Annotated in this window: 20 protein-coding genes and 2 pseudogenes; 8 read left to right on the forward strand and 14 right to left on the reverse strand. The window is 68.4% G+C overall.

Annotated elements, in window-relative coordinates; translation table 11 throughout:
* Positions 1 to 111 precede the first annotated feature (111 nt).
* Complete coding sequence (locus AO501_RS40845) at positions 112 to 366, forward strand: PPE family protein, SVP subgroup (protein ID WP_419775687.1); 255 nt, start codon at positions 112 to 114, stop codon at positions 364 to 366.
* A 126-nt stretch (positions 367 to 492) separates the two neighbouring features.
* On the opposite strand, the gene AO501_RS27565 is transcribed toward AO501_RS40845, so the two are convergent.
* The 5 genes from AO501_RS27565 to AO501_RS27585 form a co-directional block, all read right to left on the reverse strand.
* A complete protein-coding gene (locus tag AO501_RS27565) occupies positions 493 to 975 on the reverse strand; it encodes a hypothetical protein (RefSeq protein WP_156452813.1) in 483 nt (160 codons plus the stop codon).
* 194 nt (positions 976 to 1,169) lie between these two features.
* A complete protein-coding gene (locus tag AO501_RS27570) occupies positions 1,170 to 1,844 on the reverse strand; it encodes a TetR/AcrR family transcriptional regulator (protein WP_055580755.1) in 675 nt (224 codons plus the stop codon).
* 221 nt (positions 1,845 to 2,065) lie between these two features.
* Positions 2,066 to 2,782, reverse strand: coding sequence for a metal-sensing transcriptional repressor (locus AO501_RS34595; protein ID WP_063892932.1), 717 nt, complete (start codon positions 2,780 to 2,782; stop codon positions 2,066 to 2,068).
* 238 nt (positions 2,783 to 3,020) lie between these two features.
* Positions 3,021 to 3,338 carry a hypothetical protein gene (locus AO501_RS37460; RefSeq protein WP_156452814.1) on the reverse strand — a complete coding sequence of 106 codons (318 nt, stop codon included), beginning with the start codon at positions 3,336 to 3,338 and terminating at the stop codon, positions 3,021 to 3,023.
* 429 nt (positions 3,339 to 3,767) lie between these two features.
* Positions 3,768 to 4,172: a DUF4189 domain-containing protein gene (locus tag AO501_RS27585; protein ID WP_055580756.1), complete on the reverse strand. Its 405-nt coding sequence runs from the start codon at positions 4,170 to 4,172 to the stop codon at positions 3,768 to 3,770.
* 700 nt (positions 4,173 to 4,872) lie between these two features.
* Between AO501_RS27585 and AO501_RS27590 the strand changes: the two genes are divergently transcribed.
* From AO501_RS27590 to AO501_RS39700, 3 genes and pseudogenes are all read left to right on the forward strand, one after another.
* A complete protein-coding gene (locus AO501_RS27590) occupies positions 4,873 to 5,250 on the forward strand; it encodes a BlaI/MecI/CopY family transcriptional regulator (RefSeq protein WP_055580757.1) in 378 nt (125 codons plus the stop codon).
* Positions 5,251 to 5,751: 501 nt separating this feature from the next.
* Positions 5,752 to 6,033, forward strand: a complete 282-nt coding sequence (locus AO501_RS27595) for an SHOCT domain-containing protein (RefSeq protein WP_231752623.1) — start codon at positions 5,752 to 5,754, stop codon at positions 6,031 to 6,033.
* Between the two features lie 670 nt (positions 6,034 to 6,703).
* Positions 6,704 to 6,808: pseudogene (locus AO501_RS39700) on the forward strand (AAA family ATPase); the annotation flags it as partial.
* Between the two features lie 61 nt (positions 6,809 to 6,869).
* On the opposite strand, the gene AO501_RS27600 reads toward AO501_RS39700, so the two are convergent.
* The 6 genes and pseudogenes from AO501_RS27600 to AO501_RS27625 form a co-directional block, all read right to left on the reverse strand.
* Entirely contained in the window at positions 6,870 to 7,502 is a 633-nt protein-coding gene (locus AO501_RS27600; RefSeq protein WP_055580758.1) for a cation transporter, read from the reverse strand.
* A 66-nt stretch (positions 7,503 to 7,568) separates the two neighbouring features.
* Complete coding sequence (locus AO501_RS27605; RefSeq protein WP_055580780.1) at positions 7,569 to 7,925, reverse strand: ArsR/SmtB family transcription factor; 357 nt, start codon at positions 7,923 to 7,925, stop codon at positions 7,569 to 7,571.
* A 172-nt stretch (positions 7,926 to 8,097) separates the two neighbouring features.
* Positions 8,098 to 8,355 carry an SHOCT domain-containing protein gene (locus AO501_RS27610; protein ID WP_156452816.1) on the reverse strand — a complete coding sequence of 86 codons (258 nt, stop codon included), beginning with the start codon at positions 8,353 to 8,355 and terminating at the stop codon, positions 8,098 to 8,100.
* An 81-nt stretch (positions 8,356 to 8,436) separates the two neighbouring features.
* Positions 8,437 to 9,360, reverse strand: a complete 924-nt coding sequence (locus tag AO501_RS27615; RefSeq protein ID WP_055580782.1) for a M56 family metallopeptidase — start codon at positions 9,358 to 9,360, stop codon at positions 8,437 to 8,439.
* The gene (locus AO501_RS27620; protein WP_156452817.1) at positions 9,357 to 9,740 is read right to left on the reverse strand and encodes a BlaI/MecI/CopY family transcriptional regulator; all 384 of its coding nucleotides are present in this window, start codon (positions 9,738 to 9,740) and stop codon (positions 9,357 to 9,359) included. The genes AO501_RS27615 and AO501_RS27620 overlap by 4 nt, the downstream gene beginning before the upstream one ends.
* Before the next feature lie 166 nt (positions 9,741 to 9,906).
* A pseudogene (locus tag AO501_RS27625) lies at positions 9,907 to 11,943 on the reverse strand (copper-translocating P-type ATPase); the annotation flags it as partial.
* Between the two features lie 223 nt (positions 11,944 to 12,166).
* Here AO501_RS27625 and AO501_RS27630 point away from each other — a divergent pair.
* The 3 genes from AO501_RS27630 to AO501_RS27640 all read left to right on the forward strand — a co-directional run bounded on the left by AO501_RS27630 (position 12,167) and on the right by AO501_RS27640 (position 15,017).
* Positions 12,167 to 12,607 carry a heavy metal-responsive transcriptional regulator gene (locus AO501_RS27630; RefSeq protein ID WP_055580760.1) on the forward strand — a complete coding sequence of 147 codons (441 nt, stop codon included), beginning with the start codon at positions 12,167 to 12,169 and terminating at the stop codon, positions 12,605 to 12,607.
* Positions 12,608 to 13,046: 439 nt separating this feature from the next.
* Positions 13,047 to 13,535 carry a DUF2231 domain-containing protein gene (locus AO501_RS27635; RefSeq protein WP_055580761.1) on the forward strand — a complete coding sequence of 163 codons (489 nt, stop codon included), beginning with the start codon at positions 13,047 to 13,049 and terminating at the stop codon, positions 13,533 to 13,535.
* A gap of 333 nt (positions 13,536 to 13,868) precedes the next feature.
* A complete protein-coding gene (locus AO501_RS27640; protein ID WP_055580783.1) occupies positions 13,869 to 15,017 on the forward strand; it encodes a PPE family protein in 1,149 nt (382 codons plus the stop codon).
* 420 nt (positions 15,018 to 15,437) lie between these two features.
* Here AO501_RS27640 and AO501_RS27645 read toward each other — a convergent pair whose 3' ends face one another.
* From AO501_RS27645 to AO501_RS27655, 3 genes are all read right to left on the reverse strand, one after another.
* A complete protein-coding gene (locus tag AO501_RS27645) occupies positions 15,438 to 15,734 on the reverse strand; it encodes a hypothetical protein (RefSeq protein ID WP_055580762.1) in 297 nt (98 codons plus the stop codon).
* Positions 15,735 to 15,995: 261 nt separating this feature from the next.
* On the reverse strand, positions 15,996 to 17,141 hold the full coding sequence (locus AO501_RS27650) for a uroporphyrinogen-III synthase (RefSeq protein WP_055580763.1): 1,146 nt from the start codon (positions 17,139 to 17,141) through the stop codon (positions 15,996 to 15,998).
* Positions 17,142 to 17,151: 10 nt separating this feature from the next.
* Complete coding sequence (locus tag AO501_RS27655) at positions 17,152 to 18,282, reverse strand: Mu transposase domain-containing protein (RefSeq protein WP_055580764.1); 1,131 nt, start codon at positions 18,280 to 18,282, stop codon at positions 17,152 to 17,154.
* A gap of 532 nt (positions 18,283 to 18,814) precedes the next feature.
* Between AO501_RS27655 and AO501_RS27660 the strand changes: the two genes are divergently transcribed.
* Complete coding sequence (locus AO501_RS27660) at positions 18,815 to 19,666, forward strand: PPE family protein, SVP subgroup (RefSeq protein WP_055580765.1); 852 nt, start codon at positions 18,815 to 18,817, stop codon at positions 19,664 to 19,666.
* Positions 19,667 to 19,689: the final 23 nt, after the last annotated feature.

Below are 19,689 nucleotides of genomic sequence, written 5' to 3' on the forward strand. Positions count from 1 at the left end.
ACACGGCCCGTGACCGGAAGACGAACTGGTCCCATGCTCATGGCAAACCAGTGGTCCCATCACCCTGGCAGGCGACATTTCACTGGTAGCAGTGCGGCGGTGTCGGCAGGTATGGGGCAGTCGGGCCTGGCTGGGTCGTTGTCGGTCCCGCAGGGCTGGACTGCAGCTGTCCCAGCGAGGGCGGCAGCAGCGTTGGTGGGCACCAACTTCGGTACTGTTGCGGCCGTTGACACGGACGGGCCCGGCAGTATGTTGGGCGGCTTCCCGTTGAGCGGTAGCGCAGGCCGCGGCGTGGCCGGTCTTGTTCCCGATTCTCGGTTCTTGGAGCGCCCCCCGATGGTGCCGCACTGGTCACCCCTGGGGTAACGGATGAGAACATCAGCCGGTGCCAGCTCGTCTTCGCACGCATGCACCCGCGCGATGCCGGCCGACCGCGCAGGCGCAAAGGTCCTCAGCGACGCCCGTCAGTATCGATTTTGTTGTCGGACAGGGCTACTCATCGACGTGAGGCACGCGGGCGCGGCCATCATCAGGCGGTGCATACACGGCGGCGAGCTGATCAGTGCGTGCGTGAGCCGGGTCGGTGGCGGTCGACATGCCCTGCAGGTCGTGCACCGCACCATTGACCACCGCTGTGAGGTGCCCCGCGAGGGTCTCCACGATAAGTACCGGATGCTTGCGAAGTGCCGTCTCTAAGTCTTCTTGCGTGAGGGATGCGTTACGCACCTCCGGAACTGGCCGCCAGCCGAGGTCATGCAGCAGCTTCGCCGCTACGTTCAAGTTCACTCCGTTTTCGGCGGCGTCAGGCAGTTGCATGTCCCGTCCGGCCTGGGTCACCATCTGGTGGACCTCGGTGTACGGTCGCCGATCGCCGATGGCGATCGCGCGTGTAACGCAATCCTTGTTAGTGACAGCCGGAACGAGACCAGCAGCGGCCCTGCCGCCGTCGGACAGAACCAAGGGCAGTGGCGTCATCGGCATAGCTAAATTGGACCATAACGCTGGCGGCCCTCTGGCCGAAACCTTCGATGCCACCGGCCATCACAGTCTGCTCAACCGACAGACAGGAACGCAGAATCGTTGCGTCGCGCAGCAACCTCGAGGCAAGGGGCTCGCCGATCACAGTCGCCCGCAGTTGACACCGCGTGCACGACAGTTCTGTATGGGGTTTAGCGGACGATTGTCAATTGTGGCTGCCGCTGCAACCTTTCGGCAGTCAGCGTGCGCATGCGGATGAACCCGGTGTGGCAGCCCAGGGTCCGAAGCGCACCCTCAGCGATCGTCCAGTGGTGATCGGGTGGGCAGGAACCGTCGTCGGAGCGTCGATTGATTACCGACTCGACGAGGCGGAAGGGCAGGTCGTCGGATTCTGGGGGGCCCCCGCACTCGGCGATTACGGCGCGAGACAGGTCGCGGTAGCGGGTGCGCAGATCGGCGCGGCGTCGCCGGAACGCGTCGAACTGTCGGGTACGTAGTTCCGGTGCGAGGTAGAGGGACCCTAGATTCCAGGGGCCCCGGCATAACTGGGATGTGTCTGCGACCATCAGGGTATGCAGGCGCGGTGCGGTCGGGCCGGCTTCGGCCTGTAGTTCGGTGGCCAGCCGCAGCGAGTCTTCCAGGGAGCCGGTGAGCAGCGCGTCAAGGATGTCGTCCTTGTTCGCGAAGTGGTGATAGAGCGACGCCTGCCTGATTCCGACGGCTTCGGCGATGCGACGCCCGGTAGTGGCGGCGTAACCGATGGTGGTGAACGATTCGATGGCGGCGTCGAGGATTTCTTGCCTGGCTGATATGCCGGGTCGGCGTGACGGCACCGCTCGGGGGCGTCCCCGTTTGCCGGTATGCATGGCACGTTCCCCAGGTTCGGTTTCCGCGCTGTAGAGGCGTGGTTATGTTCGGTGTGTGCTGGTTTGGTGGCATTGCGTCCACGCCCACTACCGACTGCATCGGGATCATCGACGACCAATAAGTAGGGGGAGACCTACCCGGCAGGGTGGGGAGAGGAGTCAGCGGTCCTGAGGTGGTCGGGGCAGGTGGGCAGGAGGGTGCGCCATTACCGGCCGTGCCGTCAGATGCCGTCGCCGTCGACGAACCAGATCTTTGCTTGGACGGCCTGTTGAGTCCCGGGCGCGGTGTGGGTCGCGCTGGTCGTGGCTGCGGACCCCGGGCTTCCGTCGTGTGTGGCTGGTGGGTTCCAGTGCGCTGAGTTGTGGTTGGCGGTGGCGGTTTCGGCCATCGGCATCCACGCGTAGGCGACGTGGTAGCCCTGGTCCTCGATGGCCTCGACGAGCCGGCGGGCGGGTGCTCGGCCGTCGTGACGGATGGTGATGGTCTTGGTCGGCACGTTGACCTCGGCGCCGCCGACGCCCTTGATGGGGGTGACGATGCCTTCGATCGCGGCTTTGCATGCGTGAGAGGAGATTCCGGGTAGCGACAGCGTCGTCGTCGCGAGGACGTGCAGGGTGCTGTTTGCCGTGTTGTGCCTGATCGCCGGTCCGTTGAGTTGGACGTGTGGCCGGGGCGCGGTGAACTGGATGACGTCGATCAGGTCGTCGATGGCGGCCTGCGTCTGGCCGCCTGACACCGCTTCTGCGAACCGGGTCTGCAAGTAGTTGTGCAATGTCGCGCGGCTTGCGCAGTCAAGGGAGGATTGCACCGTCTGGATCTGTGTCATCACGTCGCAATGGGGGTCGGATTCGAGCATCCGGGCAACTTCATCGAGTTGCCCGCGCACGCTGTTGACGTGATCGAGCGCCGCGTTGCGGGTTGCCGACGACTGGTTCATGGCTTCTCATTTCTTGGATCTTCGCGACATGTCTGCGGTCGTGCGCAGTGCGATGAGGTGGGATCGTGCGGGAACCCACGTCGTAACTGGCTGGCGGGCGGGGGATTGGCGGCGCCGCGTGGTGCCCGGTGTACTGCGGTTTGCTGGTGTTGACGGCCGGCGGCGACGCACTGCCTCGTCGTCGTCATTCTGGGTGCCGCGGGGACTGTTCGCGGCGCCTGCATCGCACGTGGCACCCCTAGGGGGTGTGGGAGGGCATCGGCATGCTCGGCATCGACGATGTGCTGGGCATGGGTGACATCGACGGCGACATCGATGGTGCTGCCGGCTTGTTCATCGGCATATTCGGGTCGGCCATCATCTTCTTCATGTCGGCTTCCATGGCCTTGCAACAATCGGGTTGGGCGGGATTGCCGGAACCTGATTGGAAGAACAGGAGATACACGCCGGCGGCGATGACGAAGATTCCGACCGCGATGCCGGTGAGAGCGAGGGTGGCGTAGAGCCACCGAGTCGGGGCCGGGCGAGACGCGGTGGCGGGCGTGGTGTCGGTCATGGGTTCCTCTCACAAGAAGCGATCCGAGTCGGACATACTGTTCTACTTAGTAGACCAGTAGATGTGAGAGATTTCAAGTAGGCAGGGTCCTTTGGCGGGCGGGCACGTCACGCGACTCGGGTGTCGCCGGGCGTCGGCGCCTGCTGCCCACCGCCGCCGGCGAATCGTCCTGCCGCCCTTCATGAGCCCTCTGCGGACGCCTCATGTGAAGCGTCGGCGTCCTTGTGGCGTCGTGTCGACCCGGTCCGCGGGCCCCCCCGCCGTTGCCACGGTCCGCAGTGTCGTTGAACGTGATTTACGTTCTGTGTACCGAGGTGGTGGCTAGGTTCGGCTTCGCCCGGGCATTGACCCGGGTCCGCCCGGGGTTGCCTGCGCCGAGATCGCCACGGGGGCAAGGTGTGGTCGCGGCGGATGGGAATTGCCGCTGGCTTAGTTGCAGGCCCAGGTGATGATCCGGCCGCCACCGAGGCGGGTCAGGGCGTCGTCTTCTGCCGCGGCCCGCGTGGGCCCGGTCCCTCCTTGAAGTGTGATGCCGTCGTGAGCGACCGCGCCGCACTGGGTGAAGCTGCTGAGCACTGTGCAGCCGGTGACGCCGCACTTCTTCAATGCGGCACTCTCCGCGCTTGCCCGGGTTCTGTGATTCCGCGTTTTGGCCGCTGCGCTGTCGGGGGCCACGGCGATCGCGCCGTAGCGGATCGGCGGGGGGATGGGCAGCTCGGGCAGCGGGCCGTTGCCGATCGCGACCGCCCGCGGACTGAACACACCGGTAAGGGCGGCGGCCGTTGCCAGGCCGGCGACCGCGAGTGAGGCGCGGCGCCGAAAAGTTGTCGTCATGAGCTGACCCTTCTTCCTCCCAGTCCGCAATCCAGCGGCGTGAACAGCCGGTGGTGAAGCCACCGAAGTAATTGCGCCGGTGGCCAACTCGAGTACCGGGCGACTGCACGGCTGTCCGGACCCGGCGCGGGGTGGGCGAATGAACGGCCCGCGGGACCGTACACCTGCGGTGCGGCGGCGGCCCATATCCGCCACCAGCGCCGCGGGCGGCGCGGGCGGCGCGTTCGCACCGTCGGACCGACTCGCCCGGGCGCCGAGGGCTGCCGCCACCGTCTGCTCAATTCCAGCTGGCGGGTGCCACGATCACGGTCGGGGTTGCGCACGCGGGGCCTGTCCATGGTTCTTCCGTCGGGATGGCCTCGGGGGGCCGTACCGAATATCTACTATCTACGTACCTAGATAGTAGATTGTTCCCGGGGTTTCGGCAATGAATGTGGTCGCGGGACTGTGCGTCCGGACAGTGGTGCGGTCGAGGCGACTCGACGCCGATGGGCCGGCGGGTCGGGGCGCGGGCTCGGCCGACCGCCTCGGGCCGGGACACCCCGCATCCTTCTCGCGGACCGGTTGGGGGATCGACCGGTTGACGGCGGATCGGGTGCGGTAGCGCTTACTATTATCTGTGTACGTAGGAAGTACATGGTCGTGGGTGGCCTCAGCGGAAGGCTGGGCGCGGCGATGTCGAGGGATCGGGAGCGTGGCAGTGCGGGTACGCGGATTCGGGGAACTGGAAGCGGTGGTCATGGACCACGTCTGGGACCGTGGCGACACGACGACCGTCCGCGAAATCTTCGACGAACTCGCCACCCAACGTGAAATCGCCTACACCACGGTGATGTCGACCATGGACAACCTGCACGGCAAGGGGTGGTTGGCGCGTGAACGCGACGGCAAGGCCTACCGGTACTGGCCCACGCTTACCCGGGAGCAACACAGCGCCCAGCTCATGCGTGAGGCGCTCGATGGTGGGGGAAGCTCGGAACTGGTGCTGACCCACTTCCTGGAACAGATCAGCGTCGAAGAGTCCGCGTCTTTACGTACTGCTCTGCAGCGGCTGGCCAGGCGCGCTCGACGTAAGTGAGCACCGCGCCCGCCGCCACCACGACCGGGCGTGGTGGTACCGGCGCCGCCGCGACATCATCAGACCGCACAACGGCTTTGACGAACCTGCGCGTTTCCTTCGTGTCGGTGCCCGATGTCCGCGTCCCCCCAGGTGGAGTTTGCAACCGTCGAGGGTGGCTGGCGGCCAACGGTCGGGCAACCGATCTGCGTACCCGGCCACAATGTTCGCCCTTTCCCGCCGACCCCACGAGCATGTACTATCGCGGTACGTAGATAGTAGATTTTGGTGGATCGCCTGGCGCACAACGTGGTGTCGAGGTAACAATGGCCGCGGGTCATCGTCGATCGTGCGACGCGCGATCTCGCGGCCATGCCGGGTCCGGCTTTTCAGGTAATCGCTGATGCGATTGCCGCAGGCACCACGGCGACGTCCGCGGTCGTGCCCGTCCGTGGCAATGACCGTGGGTGTGGGCCGCCGAAGTCGTTGAACACTAGTGAATCTGGAAAGGCGATCTCGACGATGAATATGATGATGGACGGCGGGAGCGGGTCGTGGGGCGGCGGGTTTCTCATGACCGGCGTAGGAGTTGTGTTCTGGGCGTTGGTGATTGCCGCGTTGATACTGCTCGCGCGGTATCTGATGTCGGCGTCGCCGCGTCCGACTGCCCTGTTGCGCGCCGGCGGGGGGAACAACGCCGAGCAGATGCTCGCCGAACGCTATGCGCGCGGGGACATCGACGATGATGAATACCACCGTCGCCGGGCATTGCTGCGTCACGACTCGCCCTCCACGGCCGGCTGACACCGGGCCGCTGCAGCACCCGAACACTAGACCCGCGCGTGCGTGCCCGGTGACGATCGCTGACCAACCAGCCTGAACGTGGGCGACCGTCGGGCGCGGGTTGCCGCCAGGACCCCGTCACGTGTGACAGCTCGGTGGCCGGCGTGAGCGGGCGACCGTATCCGTCGGGTCCGTCGGTCCGGGTCACGCCGCCACGGTTGTCTGCACTAGATGTCTACATCGCTCGATAGATGCCTGTTCAACACGTCAGTTACCTGTGCAGGTAGTGGGCTAATCGAATCCCCACGTCGTATACATGTGCATTTGGACATGATCCCCACGCCGGCGGGACCACCTCCGTCGCCGGCGCCGCGGCCTACCTCGTGTTGGCCTTAACCACCGCCCGGCAGCGATATCGCTCCCCGCTGTTCAGTCGGACTATGCACCGGGCGCAGGCGGACTCATCGGCGCTTACCTCGGTGCCCTGCTGCAACCCCTGCCAGCCTCTAGCTCGCTCAATCCGGGCACTAAGCGCAGCGACCCACCCCGGCCGGCCTTGCCCGTCACGCGTAGCACACACCGTTGACGAACTCTGCGGCCTCGGCAAGACCACCGTGGTCAACCGCCGTCCGGCCTAGTGAAAGCGCCGTCCTCCTCTCATCAATTCGAGACCCGCACGACTGGCTGGCCGTGCGCGGCGATCGTGGACCGTTTGGCGTTCGCGGGCAACATCATTGAGACCGGTACCGAGTCATACCGTCTGGCGCATCCCCGCGCAACACGCGCAGCTGTGTGATGAGAAATCCCGTCCGAGCCGCGCCGGAAGATTTCCGGCCGGATATCGCACCGAGGTCGAGTTAGCAGCAGTCCTCGCCACGCCAGGCCTGTATTCCTTCCCATACTGACCAGGCGGCGATCGCCAGGGCGATGACCGGGTCGAGCCACCAGCCACCAGCCCAGCTGGCGGTCACGGCCAGGCTGACGAGCACGGCGCCGGCCTGGGCGGCGCACAGGTAGTTCTGGATACCCTCCCCGGCGGTCGCACCCGAGTCCAGCAGGGCGCCCAGGCGCTGCTTGGCATATCCCAGCACCGGCATCACCAGCAGGCTCGATGCGGCCAGAACCATACCGAGGACCGTGATGTCGGCGTGGTGCCCGGCCAGCAGGTCACGCACCGACTCCAGGGCGATATAAGGAGCGAGCAGCCAAAAACTGACCGCCACCGCCTGTTGAGCGTGTCGTTCCGCCGTATGGGACAGGGTCCGCTTGCCGGTGAAGCGCCACACGACGACGACGCTGGCCACACCTTCGACCGCGCTGCCCAGCGCCCAACCAATGAGGGCGATCGACCCGACCGTGAAGCCTTGCCAGAGCCCGATCGCGCCTTCGGCGCCCATCCACACCAGCGACACCCACGCCAACAACCGGGCCCACCTGGCAGCTCGGTGCCAGTCCGGGCCGCGCACCGCCGGCGGCGCCACTGCTGCCAGCGCAGCAGCCGTCCGCGCAGCCGGACCCGGAGCTGATATTCAACGACATCGACGACGACGGCTCCATTACGAGTCCTCCACTGTTGCACCGTAAGTGGGACACAACGCGACAGCGTTACCGGTGGCGGCCAGCACTGTCTCCGCCGCCGACAGCAGGTCGCTCAACGCAGGCTGAGCCAAGGCGTACATCGATGACCGCCCGACCGGACGGGCCGACACAAGCCCACAATCCCGCAAACACCCCAGATGCTGGGAGACCGTCGACTGCGCCAAACCAAGTCGCACGGTCAGGTCCACGACCCGGGCCGGGCCAGACGCCAGCTCCTGCACGATCGCTAATCGGGTCGGATCTGCGAGCGACCCGAACAGGGCCACCGCCGGAGCCAGCACCACACGATCACGCTTTGCCGATGACATCGTCATCCACCGATGATATCGCTCGTCCGCCACCCGCGCGAAGCCATCAACCGATACAGATAACTCCTACCCGGCCTCGGCCGGTGAGATCCTGTGCGGTCCCGGTGTAGCTGCCACACCGTAGATGGAGTGCTGTCCACGCCGAGGCTCGTTGTGTGGCCAGGGCGGCCGGTCGGGTTTAGCGGTGTTGGTGGAGCAGGGCCAGTTTGCGTTGATATTCGCCGTCGTCGATCTCACCGCGGGCGAAACGTTCTGCGAGAAGGGTTTCAGCGTGGCGTGGGCCGCCGGCCGCGATTGTGCCGGTGGCCGCCGAGCACTGCAGGTAGCGCACCGCGAGCACGACGGTGGTGAGCAGCAGGACCCAGAACACGACCAGCGCCACTGTCACCAGGATTGAGCCACTCCACCACCAGGTGCCGTTGTCGCGCATCATCATCGGGGTGGCTCCCTTGGCTGATCGAAGGGCCGTTTGTGCGCGGCGATCAGGGCCCGCACGTGTCGACCGGGTGGGCAATCGTCAGAGGACGCACATCAGGAAGCCCGAGGCGGCCAGTGTCGCGGTCACGGCGGGCGCGGCGACCATGAGCGCGATGACACTCACCAGGGCGGCGCGGGCCCGGGAGATCACCGGATCTCCCGGCGGCACCGCGAGCCGGTCAGCCCGGTCCAGCACGGCCACATCGGCCGCCGCCAGTGCGCGGGCCGGGGTGGCGCGACGCATCGTGATGAGCCCGGACAACAAGACCTCGGGGCCGTGGCGGCGGGCCGAGACATCGTCGGCGCACATCTCGAGCAACCGCGACACCTGCCTGGCGCCCTCGCGCATCAGCGTCAGCCTGGGAAACACCGCGGCCAGACCCCGCAGCGTGGTGACCACCAGCGCGTGGCGCCCGTTCAGGTGAGCCCGTTCATGGGCGAGGACTGCAGCCAACTCCTGCTCGTCGAGTGCGGCGAGGGCGCCCGTCGTCACCACGATCGCCGACGGCCGCCCCGAGACGCAGTAGGCGGCGGGTTCGGCGGCGTCGACCACCACGTATTCGTCGCCGTTGCAGTGGCCCACCAGGCGCACGGCCTCGGCGTGCGCGTGCGCCCGGGCGCGCATCCGTGAGACGGTCCTGACCAGGCGCACCCCGGCCACCGAGGCCACCAGCGCCACCACCGCGGCGATGACGGCGAGGCTGACGCCGTCGGTGAGCAGGCCACGCAACCGGTCCAGACACGACTCCACGAGTGCGCGCGGGTACAGCCAGTGACCGGCGACCGCGGCAAGGATCATCCCCGCGGCGGCGAGCCAGGTCAGCACCACGGTGGCGATCGCCGTCACCCAGGCGGCAACCCCGAACTGGGGGGCATGTCCCTGCCGGGTCAACTCCCGCAGCAGCGGCGGCCCGGCGATCAGCATCGTCACGCTGTACAGCAGCAGACAGACCGCGACACTCACCACTGGTCGGCTCTCATCGAGCGCCGCCGCAGCACCGCACGCAGCCGCGCGGATTCCTCGGGACCGATCTGTTCGATGAAATGGTGCAGCACCAGATCGGGATAGCCGCCGCCGTCGAATGCCTCGCGCATCAGCCGGGCACTGTGCTGCTCGCGGGACAACGTCGGCCAGTACCGATAGGCCTTGCCGTCGCGTTCTCGGCGCAGCCAGCCCTTGCTGTGCAGGTTGTCCATCGTGGACATGACGGTCGTGTAGGCGATGGTGCGCTCGGCCGCCAGACCGTCGAACACCTCGCGCACCGTGGTCGGGGGAGCCGGGTCGCGGCTCCAGACACGGTCCATGACGACGGCCTCAAGCTCTCCGAATCCTCGAATTCCCACGGTGGACCCTCCTGGTCTGCGCCGTCGTGCGCCCGGCAGGGGCAGACATTTGACTTTCCCCAATATAGCGTCTCCGTACGTAGATAGTAAGTACATACGTAGGCGGGGCGGATGTGGTCGGAGTGTCGCCGGTGGGGTGCCGACCCGGCCCGGGCCCCGTGCGTCCTCACGAGGGGCACGGTGTCGGTTGCGGCGAGAGCGGGATCGGGGCGCTGCGCGGGGGCGGTGTGGTGTCGCGGCCGAAGCGGCGCAGCCGCAGCGAGTTGGTGATCACGCTGACCGAGGACAAGCCCATCGCGGCGCCGGCGACGATCGGGTTCAGCACGCCCAGCGCGGCCAGGGGGATCGCGGCGGCGTTGTAGCCGAAGGCCCAGCCGAGATTCTGGTGGATCGTGGCCAGGGTCTGCCTCGAGAGACCGATCGCCAGCACGACCCCGTCGAGGTCGCCGGAGAGCAGCGTGATGTCGGCGGCCTCGATCGCCACGTCGGTGCCGCTGCCCAGGGCGATGCCCAGATCGGCCTGCGCCAGGGCGGGGGCGTCGTTGACGCCGTCGCCGACCATCGCCACTGCCCGGCCTTCGTCCTGCAGCCGCCGGATTTCGGTGACCTTGTCCTGCGGCATCACCTCGGCCAGCACCCGATCGATGCCGACCTCTGTGGCGATCGCGGCCGCGGTTGCGGCGTTGTCGCCGGTGATCATGGCGATCTGCAGACCCAGGGCGCGCAGTGCACCGACGACCTCGGCGGCGTCGTCTTTGACGGTGTCGGCCACCGCGAGCACCCCCACCACGTGGTCATCTCGGCTGACGAACACCGCGGTGCAGCCTTGTGTTTCGAGCTCGGCGGCCCCCACGGCGAGGTGTTCGGGCAGCGCCACCGCGTGCGCGTCGAACAGTGCGCGCCGCCCCACCATGACGGGTCGCCCGTCGATCACGGCCCGCACCCCCTGCCCGGCCCGGTTGGTGAACGCTGACGCGGCCGGCAGGACCAGGCCCCGATCGCGCGCACCGGCGACGATCGCCGCACCGATGGGGTGTTCTGATCCCGATTCGACCGCGGCAGCGAGCCGCAGCACCAGATCAGGGTGCCGTCCTGGTCCGGCGATCACGTCGGTGAGCCGCATCTGGGCGCGGGTGAGGGTGCCGGTCTTGTCGAACACCACGGTGTCGATCGTCTTCGCCGCCTCCATCACCTCACCGCCTTTGACCAGGACGCCCAGCTGCGCGCCGCGTCCGGTGCCGACCGTGATCGCCGTGGGGGTGGCCAGGCCCAGCGCGCACGGGCAGGCAATGATCAGCACCGCGACCGCCGCGGTCATGCCGGCGACCGGGTCGCCGGCCAGCAGCGCCCATCCCGCGAACGTCGCGGCGGCGACACCGACGACGGCCGGCACGAAGACCGCTGAGACCCGGTCGGCCAGCCGCTGTACCGGGGCTCTGCCGCCCTGAGCCTGCTCGACCAGCCCAATGATCTGCGCCAGCGCGGTGTCGCCCCCGACGGCGGTGACGCGCACCGTCAGGACGCCGTCGAGGTTGACCGTCGCCCCGGCGACACGGTCACCGACCGTCTTGTCGACCGGGACGGACTCGCCGGTCAGCATCGACTCATCGACGCCGGCCCGCCCGTCGCTGACCTCACCGTCGAGGGGAATCTTTTCCCCCGGTCGCACCCGCACCAGGTCGCCGACCCGGACCTGCTCCACCGGCACCAGCCGCTCCTGCTCGCCGACCAGCAGGCAGGCGTCCTTGGCGCCCATCTCCACCAGCGCGGCGATCGCTGCGGAGGCCTTACCCGCCGCGCGGACCTCGATGTAGCGGCCCAGCACCACGAACGCGATGATCAACGCGGAGGTGTCGAAGAACAGCGGCCCGCCGGCGAACAGCTCCACGGTGGAATACGTGAACGCGGTCCCGGTACCCAGCGTGACCAGCGTGTCCATGGTCGCGCTGCACGCCCGGGCCTGCGCCACCGCCCCCCGCAGAAACGGCCATCCGGCGACGAACTGCACCGGCGCCGCCGCCGCGCACGCCACCCACCCCGCCCACCGATACTCCCCGAAAAACATCGGCACACCCAACGACAGCAGCCCCAACGGCAGGGCCAGACACAGCCGTCTGAACCAGGTGCGTCGATCGCTGCCCGCCTGCGTGCGGGCGCCCGCGCTGCACGCGGCGCCCGGCCGCTGCCCGCAGCCACTGCCGCGCCCCGCCGCTGCCGCCGCGGGCCCGGTCACCACGGTCGGGGCCGCCTTCGCCATCCACACCATCTCCGACACTCCTCGACCCACATTGCCCCTGCCCCGGCCGTCGCCACCGCCGCGCTGACGGCGCCGCGTGCACGACCCACCAGTCACCCGCTGGCCGGCCAGCGCACCCGGACCCAGTGTCAACCTTCCGGTACGCTGGAAGGTCAAGGAGGAGTGCCCTGTGCGGATCGGCGAACTGGCGAAACTGGCCAACACCGCCGCCAAGACCATCCGCTTCTACGAGGACTCGGGGCTGCTCACCCCGCCCCCGCGCACCGCGTCGGGGTATCGCGACTACGGGCCCGAGATCGTCGATCGGCTGCGGTTCATCCATCGGGGCCAAGCGGCCGGGCTCACCTTGCAGAAGGTGCGTCAAATCCTGGCGATCCACGATCGCGGCGAGTTGCCGTGCGGGCACGTCCGCACCGTGCTCGATACCCGCCTCGCCGAAGTCCGCGCGCAGATCGCTGAACTCCTCGCGCTGGAAGCCCATCTGCAGGGCCTTCTCGAGCACGCCTCACGCGGTGCGTCCACCGAACACGACCACTCCACGGTGTGCTGGATCCTGGAAGGCGGCCCCGACACACCCGCCGCCGCCGAACCCGGCGCCGCCGGCGACTGAGCCCGCCCGGTGCACATACAGGCCGCGGCCCGGCGGGCAACGCTGTCGCCCGGCACCCGTATTCGGTGACACGACAGTGTCATTCAGAGCGGCAGACGTGCGCCTGCAGTGCCTCGGTGCCATCACCGGACGACACGCGATACCCACTGCGGTGTAGGTACGCAGACAGTACGTGATCTCCGCGGGAAGGTATCGGCGCTGCGACCCGGCAACACCCGCCCATTCCCACGTAACTACTAAGTAGATTAGTATGAGGCGCGAAGGCAGGTGCCGCCCCGCGGTTCCCGCGCACCCACCGTGAGCACCTGTCGCTCGCCACACAACTCAAACAGCCCCTCATCACGTGCCTGAATTCGCTGCGCTTGACCGGGATTCCCGATCGGGCCCAGGTCCGCCACGGCGGCCATCACAACGACGGCAACACACCTAGGAGGATTCTTTGTCGACCTTTCGAGGGCTTCCGGTCCACCCGCTGCTGACGCACTTCATCGTCGTCTTGATCCCACTGACCGCGCTGCTGGCGGTGATCTGTGTGCTGTGGCCGGCGGCGCGCCGGCGGCTGGTGTGGCTGGTCCTGGCGTTGTCGGTGGTGACCGCCGTCGTGACTCCGGTGACCATCAGTTCGGGTCGGTGGTTGCAGCACCAAGTGGGCGGCTCGCCGTCGTTGAGTAGCCACGCCGCCCTGGGTGCCACCATGACCTACTTCTCCTGGGCGCTGCTGATGGCGGCCGTGGTGCTGGCCGCGCTCCACCTCTGCCAGGCGCGCGGCATCGCGGTGAAGCCGTTGGCGCAGTGGCTGATTGCGGCGTTGGTGATCGCCGCTGCCGGGGCGTCGGCGTTTCAGGTCTATCGGATCGGCGACACCGGCGCGCAGGCGGTGTGGGGCGGTACCGGACACGGGTGCCCCATGTGCACGATGGGGTGCTGACGGCGGCCCGGGGCCGGCCCGTGGGCGCCGATGCGCCGACGGGCGACATGTCGGCAGCCGCATCCCGGGTGAGAACCGGTCTTCTGCAGCTGATTTCACCTACCGGACGGGGTGGCGACCGGTGGGAGGGTGCCATGTTCAGCCATGCGCCGGACCACCGTGACGCACACCGCTGTCGGCGGGAATCGATGGAAGTGATTCGCCGAAAACACCTGACTAACCCGTAGTAATTACGTACTATGCTAATACGTAGTTCATCAATGATGCTGAACGGCGTGATGTCTGGTTGTCGGAGCCGTTGACGCGGCAGGCTGGATTTGGATGACGATGTCGATGATTGCTGGATTCACCTTTTTGCCACCGGAGGTCAACTCGGGGCGGATCTTCGCCGGGGCGGGATCGGGTCCGTTGTACGTCGCGGCAGCAGCCTGGGATGCGCTGGCCACGGACTTGTACGCCTCGGCGGCATCCTTTGATTCGGTGATCACCGCGCTGACGGGCGAGTCCTGGTCGGGCCCTGCGTCGATGGCGATGGCGGCGATGGCGGCGCCGTACGTGGGCTGGCTCAGTGCCGCAGCGGCGCAAGCGGCGACGGCGGCCGGTCAGGCCCGCGCTGCGGCGACCGTGTTCGAGACCGCGCTGGCGGCCACCGTGCATCCGTTGGCGGTGACGGCGAACCGGACGTCGTTGACATCGTTGATTGTGACGAACTTCCTGGGCCAGAACGCGCCGGCGATCGCGGCTACCGAATTCGACTACTCCGAGATGTGGGCCCAGGACGTGTCGGCGATGGTCGGCTACTTCACCGGGGCCCTGTCGGTGGCCTCTACCCTGACCCCGTTCAGCATGCCGCCCGTCGACCTGGCCGGTGTGGTGTCGCGCGCCGGTGTGCAGGCGGTGGCGATCGGGACCCAAGCGGCGACGCAGGCCACCGCGGCGGTGGCGACGGTGCCGATCGCGGCGACCGCGGTGCAGTCGCTGGCCGCGGCCCTGCCCCTGCAACAGGTGTCCTCGATCGCCCAGCTCGGGGCGGTACCGGCCAGCACACTGATCTCTCCGATGCTCCAGCTGGCGCAGAGCGCCCAGGCGGGCGCGGCCGGACTGGCCGGTGGGGCGGCCGATCTGCCCAAGTTCGTCGGCGACACCGCTCCGGCGATGCAAGGCCTCGGCGCCGGTGCCGGGGGACTGGGCGTCGGCGCGGACCTGGGCAAAGCGCGACTGGTGGGGGCGATGTCCGTGCCGCCCACCTGGCAAGGCGCGATGCCCAAGACGATGAGCAGCGCGGCCCTGTCGGGACTGGGCGCCCTGCCCGCAGAGGCCCAGAACGCTGCATCCGCCGGCGGGGGCATCCCGGCGATGCCGATGCCCATGGGCGGCGGTGCAGGTGGCGGCAAAATGGCGGCGGGGATGTCAGGCCGCGGCGCCGCAGGCTCGCACGTGATGCAGAACCGGCCCGGAGTGATCCCGCGCCGGGGGCTCTGACCGGCGGTCGCCACCCCGTCACGCGCTCGCCGCAGCTCAGCCTCACGGCCTGCAGCAACGGCGCAGCCCTAACCCCCGCCTCACCGGACCCGCGGTCACCTCGATCGCCACTGGGCCAGATCGCCGTCGCCAGGCGAGCCGTCCCGCAAACGCCACAATCCCGCGATGGTCAACCGGTGCAGCACGGCACCGTGGGCGGGAACCCGGACCATTGGCCAGCCTGACGCGCCACTCGCGCAAGGGAGACACCCGCGATGCCTCGGGTCCGGCATCGAATCGGTCCTCCCGGCGGTCACGTTACAGGCCCGCCCAGTCAGGCTAACTACTGATATACTACGTAGGTCAGTAGAACACTTTTTCGTGACTGGAGGAAGACATGACAGAGACCGCCCCTACCCCCTCGACTCGGCCCGGCGGGCGCTACCGGGTGGCCGCCGCGTGTATCGCGGGCGGCGTCCTCGTCCTTGTGTGCGCGTATCTGCTCATCGTGACGGGAATGAGCGAGTTGACGAAGGCCAGCGCGGAGAGCACCACGCCGGCGATGGAGAACATCAGCATGTCCTCGCCGTCCCCGATGACCAGCATGCCGCCCATGACCAGCATGCCGCCGATGACCAGCATGGCGCCGATGCCGGACATGGGTATGCCGAGCATGGGGTCGATGCCGGGCATGTCGATGCCGGGCATGGCGCCGATGACCAGCATGCCGATGCCCACCCGCTAGGACCTGGGCTTGGGCTCCGGCGATCAGGGCCGTCGACAGCGGCTGCGCGCGGTTGATGGCAGAGCGGTCCGTCATCGGTGGTCCCGTAATCGCCTGCGGGCCTTGAGTTCACGGTCCGGCGACGATGTCGCTTCTGTGCCGACGGCGCGCCCGCGCCGTCGGCACAGGCCGCCTCTGCTCAGGTGCTGTGATGGCCGCGGGGCACGACGGTGCTCGTCCGCTCGGGCGCGGTGGATGTCTGCGCGTTGTGCGGGTCAGCCGGCGGTCAGGTCGGTCGCCAGCCGGTAGCCGCGTTTGTAGACCGTCTGGACCGCGGACGGAGCGCCCAGCGCGGAACGTAGTCGGGTCATGGCGGTTTCGACCGCATGGGTGTCTGCCCCGGCCCCGGGCAGCAGTGCCAGCAGGTCCTGGCGGGACACCACCCGGCCCGGTGTGGCCATCAACCCCCGCAGCAGGGCCATCGCGGAGGGTGGCATAGTCCGGATGTCGCCGTCGACGGCCACCGTTGCGCTGCGGACGCACAGGTGATGTCCTGCCGCGGTGATGTGGCGGGCGCGGGGCGGAACCTCGTCGTTGATCAGCCGCGCCAGTGCCCCGAGCCGGTAGCGGTCGGGGTGTATCGCGGGTACGCCGAGTCGGCGCAGCGGCGCCGCGGTGAGCGGACCGACACAGGCCGCCGTGACGTGGTCTCGCAGTCCGGCCAGCAGTTGTGTCCGGCAGCCGAGCGCGTCGGCGTGCTGGAGCACCGAGGCGACCGCCGGGGCGCTGGTGAAGCTCACCGCGTCGAGTCCGGCGTCGGCGATCATCGCGATCAGCTGGTCCATCGGCCGGCGGTCTCGCGGCGGCGCCCACCGATACACCGGCACCCTGAGCACCTGTGCGCCCGCGAAGGTGAGGGCATCGCCGAGGTCGACGTCAGGCCCGCGCTGCGCGGGCGCGCCATGCAGTTGCACCGCGATCCGCAAACCCGTGGCGCCGTCGGCGAGCACCCGGTCGAGCACCTCACGTAGGGTCTCGGATTCAGGGCTCCACTGCTCGCAGAGTCCGGCCTGGCGAACAGCGCCGCGTGCCTTGGGTCCCCGGGTCAGGATGCGCGCCGCGCCGAGCGCGGCGACGACGTCCTCGGCCACACCCCACCCGTGCGCGGCGTCCATCCAGCCGCGGAAGCCGATGCCGGTGCTCACCACGACCACATCGGGCGGATCGGCCACGATATGCTCTGTGACACAGTGCAATTCGGTGTCATCAGCGAGCGGGACGATCCGCAGGGCCGGGGCGTAGACGACTGTGGCACCGCGGCGCCGCAACAGGGCGATGAATTCCTCCGAGCGCCGTGCCGCCGTCACCCCGATGGTGAATCCCGCCAACGGCTCATCGGCCGGCGATGCCCACGACGTCATCGCCGGCCCGTCACGGGCCCAGGTCGTCGACAGGATCGTGCAGGCTGATTCGTGGTGCATCAGCGCGTTCCCGAGACACCTCGCGCAGACTGAAAGGGGGCGGGTCGGCGGGGTCGGTGCTCCAGCGGCCGGGGGCCACGACCGGGTGAACTTTGATCAGCTCACCCCGCCAATACAATTTCACCGCGCGCGCATCCAGCCGGGCGTCCAAACGCTGCCCCACCAGTTCGCCGGGAACGCTGTAGAAGGCCTTGGCGACCCGCGCGTGGCCGTCGGCGGCGACCTTGGGGTGGGTCCAGGTCGGGAAGTCGAACACCTCGTCGGGCGGGGGGCTCAGGTGGGGTTGCTCCTCGGTGGCGAACACCTCGGCCGGGCGGCCTCCGGTGCCGCTGTGCATCCGCATCCCCGCCACCGCGGCACTCCAGTGCGCGGCCTGCTCCCGGCATTCGTCGAGGTTCTGGAAGTGTTCTCCGGCAAAGAAACTCGACCTCACATACGACACGCTGCGCGCGATCCGCGGACGGTCCAGGGCAGTGGTGACACAGGGAAGGTCCACAGTGAACCCGCGCACGTGCGCGTACTCGCCGAACAGGGGATTGAGCTGCGGCGCGGTCGCGGGTGCGCGGTCCACGATGGCCTCGATATCGGGAACCACCACCGCGAACACCCCTCCGAAGAACGCCCACGCGGCCTCGAACCCCACGACCACATCGATGAGTGTCTGCCCATACGTGGGATAGACGAACATGTGTCGGGAGTGCACGGCGGTGAAGATCAACCCGTGCACCACCCGGCGCCGCTCGTCGGATTCATCGGTGAGCATGCCCAGGCGGCCCAAGACGGCGAGCACCTCGACGCCGGGTTCACCGTAGTCCCTGGGCAGCGTGGCGCGCCGCCGCCGGAACCCCAGTTCTTCTGTGGCATAGCGCACTAACGTCCGATACGCCACCACGACACCACGCCGGCGCAACAGCGTGTGCACCCGGGTGAGCGTCGATCCGCCGTCGAGCCACGCCTGGATCTGCTCGGCCTGCACCGCGATCGTCTCCCACGCCTCACTCTTGCCATCGGGCCGAGCCGGCCCCGCCACGGCGGTCACCGCCGCCGCCCACCGTCGGCCGGCAGGCGCCGGCACCGACACCGCAGCAGCGGACCGCGCCTGCGGTACTCCCCTCGACGACGTGCACCGAACATGTTCGCCATCCTATCTACGTACTATGTACGGAGATAGTAATTCAGCTCTTGTTCAACGCACAACTGGTTGGCGCGCAGCGAATTTCACCGTTGCGGGATCCGCCCTGTGAGGAACTTGTAGCACACTGGTGATCGCGGGAAGGGTTGGTGCAACAACCTTTTCCTAAGGTGGCGCCATGCCGTTGCAGACCCACCACCGCGCGATCGCGGACAACGACGGTCGCCTGGCGGCCTCGTTCCGGGGGGCAGCACCCACGTGGTGGTCGCGCACCTGACGGCCGCCAGAGCGCCCAGGGGAGTCGGGCACCGGTTGCGAGGTCACCGGGCGACTCCGCGCTTCAGCCCGCCAGCCCCTCGCCCTTGATCTACTACCTCTGTACATACCTAGTTGATGCCCAGTATGAGTATGGCGGATGGCCGAGTGTCTTCCTGCTGGGCCAGTCCTGATGATTTTCGTCCGTCGTTGTGAGGAGAACCGCATGTCTTTCGTGATCACATCGCCCGAAGCATTGGCCGCGGCAGCGGCCACGCTGCGGGCACTGGGCTCCGGGCTGGCTGCCGAGAACGCGGCCGCGGCCGCCTCGACCACCGGGGTGATTCCCGCCGCCGCCGATCAGGTGTCGGCGCTGCTGGCGACACAGTTCGGCGCCTACGGCACGCTCTACCAGCAGGTCAACGCCCAAGCCCAAGCCGTGCACGACATGTTCGTCACTGTTCTCGGCGCCAGCGCCGGTTCGTACGGAACCGCCGAGTCCTCCAACTCCGCCGCCACCTCATCGGCGCCGCCTGGATCGTTGGTGTCGCTCGTCTACGGCTTGTTCACCGGGGCAGCGGGCCCGGGCACTCCCGGGCAGTACGGATTCGTCGACGCCGCGGTGAGCAATCTGGGCATCGTCGGAGCCTTTCAGGTCGGCAATTTCGGGGGCGCCCCCTCCGATCTGTTCTCGCTGGGCTCCCTTCTGGGCGCCGGCTCAACGGCCGCGGCACCCGCCGACGCCGAGGCCGCCGCAGCAGCGGCGCTCACCACCGCCTCCGAGCCCGCCGACGTCGCAGGCGCCGGCGGGCAGTCGGTGTCGGCAGGCGTGGGAGGCGCGTCCACGGTCGGCAGACTCTCCGTGCCGCCCAGCTGGGCCGGATCGGCAACCACGTCGAACCCGGCCGCGGCGACATTCACCGGCACGAGCTGGCCCGGTGCCGGCACGCCGGGCGCACCAGCGGCCACCGTGGCCACCGGGGTGCCGTGGGCCCCGTCCGGGCGGACCGCCGGTGGCCTGGGCGCCCCGCGCTACGGCGTCAAGCCGATCGTGATGCCCAAACCGGCAGGCGTCTAAGACCCCGCCCCCGGCCGGCGTGG

This window comes from Mycobacterium gordonae, from assembly GCF_001417955.2.
Taxonomy (GTDB): Bacteria; Actinomycetota; Actinomycetes; order Mycobacteriales; family Mycobacteriaceae; genus Mycobacterium; species Mycobacterium gordonae_B.

Bases quoted from the DNA above. Each gene is read 5' to 3' on its own strand.
- AO501_RS40845 (WP_419775687.1), top strand. From the start codon at position 112: ATGGGGCAGTCGGGCCTGGCTGGGTCGTTGTCGGTCCCGCAGGGCTGG.
- AO501_RS27565 (WP_156452813.1), bottom strand. From the start codon at position 975: ATGACGCCACTGCCCTTGGTTCTGTCCGACGGCGGCAGGGCCGCTGCT.
- AO501_RS27570 (WP_055580755.1), bottom strand. From the start codon at position 1,844: ATGCATACCGGCAAACGGGGACGCCCCCGAGCGGTGCCGTCACGCCGA.
- AO501_RS34595 (WP_063892932.1), bottom strand. From the start codon at position 2,782: ATGAACCAGTCGTCGGCAACCCGCAACGCGGCGCTCGATCACGTCAAC.
- AO501_RS37460 (WP_156452814.1), bottom strand. From the start codon at position 3,338: ATGACCGACACCACGCCCGCCACCGCGTCTCGCCCGGCCCCGACTCGG.
- AO501_RS27585 (WP_055580756.1), bottom strand. From the start codon at position 4,172: ATGACGACAACTTTTCGGCGCCGCGCCTCACTCGCGGTCGCCGGCCTG.
- AO501_RS27595 (WP_231752623.1), top strand. From the start codon at position 5,752: ATGAATATGATGATGGACGGCGGGAGCGGGTCGTGGGGCGGCGGGTTT.
- AO501_RS27605 (WP_055580780.1), bottom strand. From the start codon at position 7,925: ATGACGATGTCATCGGCAAAGCGTGATCGTGTGGTGCTGGCTCCGGCG.
- AO501_RS27610 (WP_156452816.1), bottom strand. From the start codon at position 8,355: ATGATGATGCGCGACAACGGCACCTGGTGGTGGAGTGGCTCAATCCTG.
- AO501_RS27640 (WP_055580783.1), top strand. From the start codon at position 13,869: ATGATTGCTGGATTCACCTTTTTGCCACCGGAGGTCAACTCGGGGCGG.
- AO501_RS27650 (WP_055580763.1), bottom strand. From the start codon at position 17,141: ATGACGTCGTGGGCATCGCCGGCCGATGAGCCGTTGGCGGGATTCACC.
- AO501_RS27660 (WP_055580765.1), top strand. From the start codon at position 18,815: ATGTCTTTCGTGATCACATCGCCCGAAGCATTGGCCGCGGCAGCGGCC.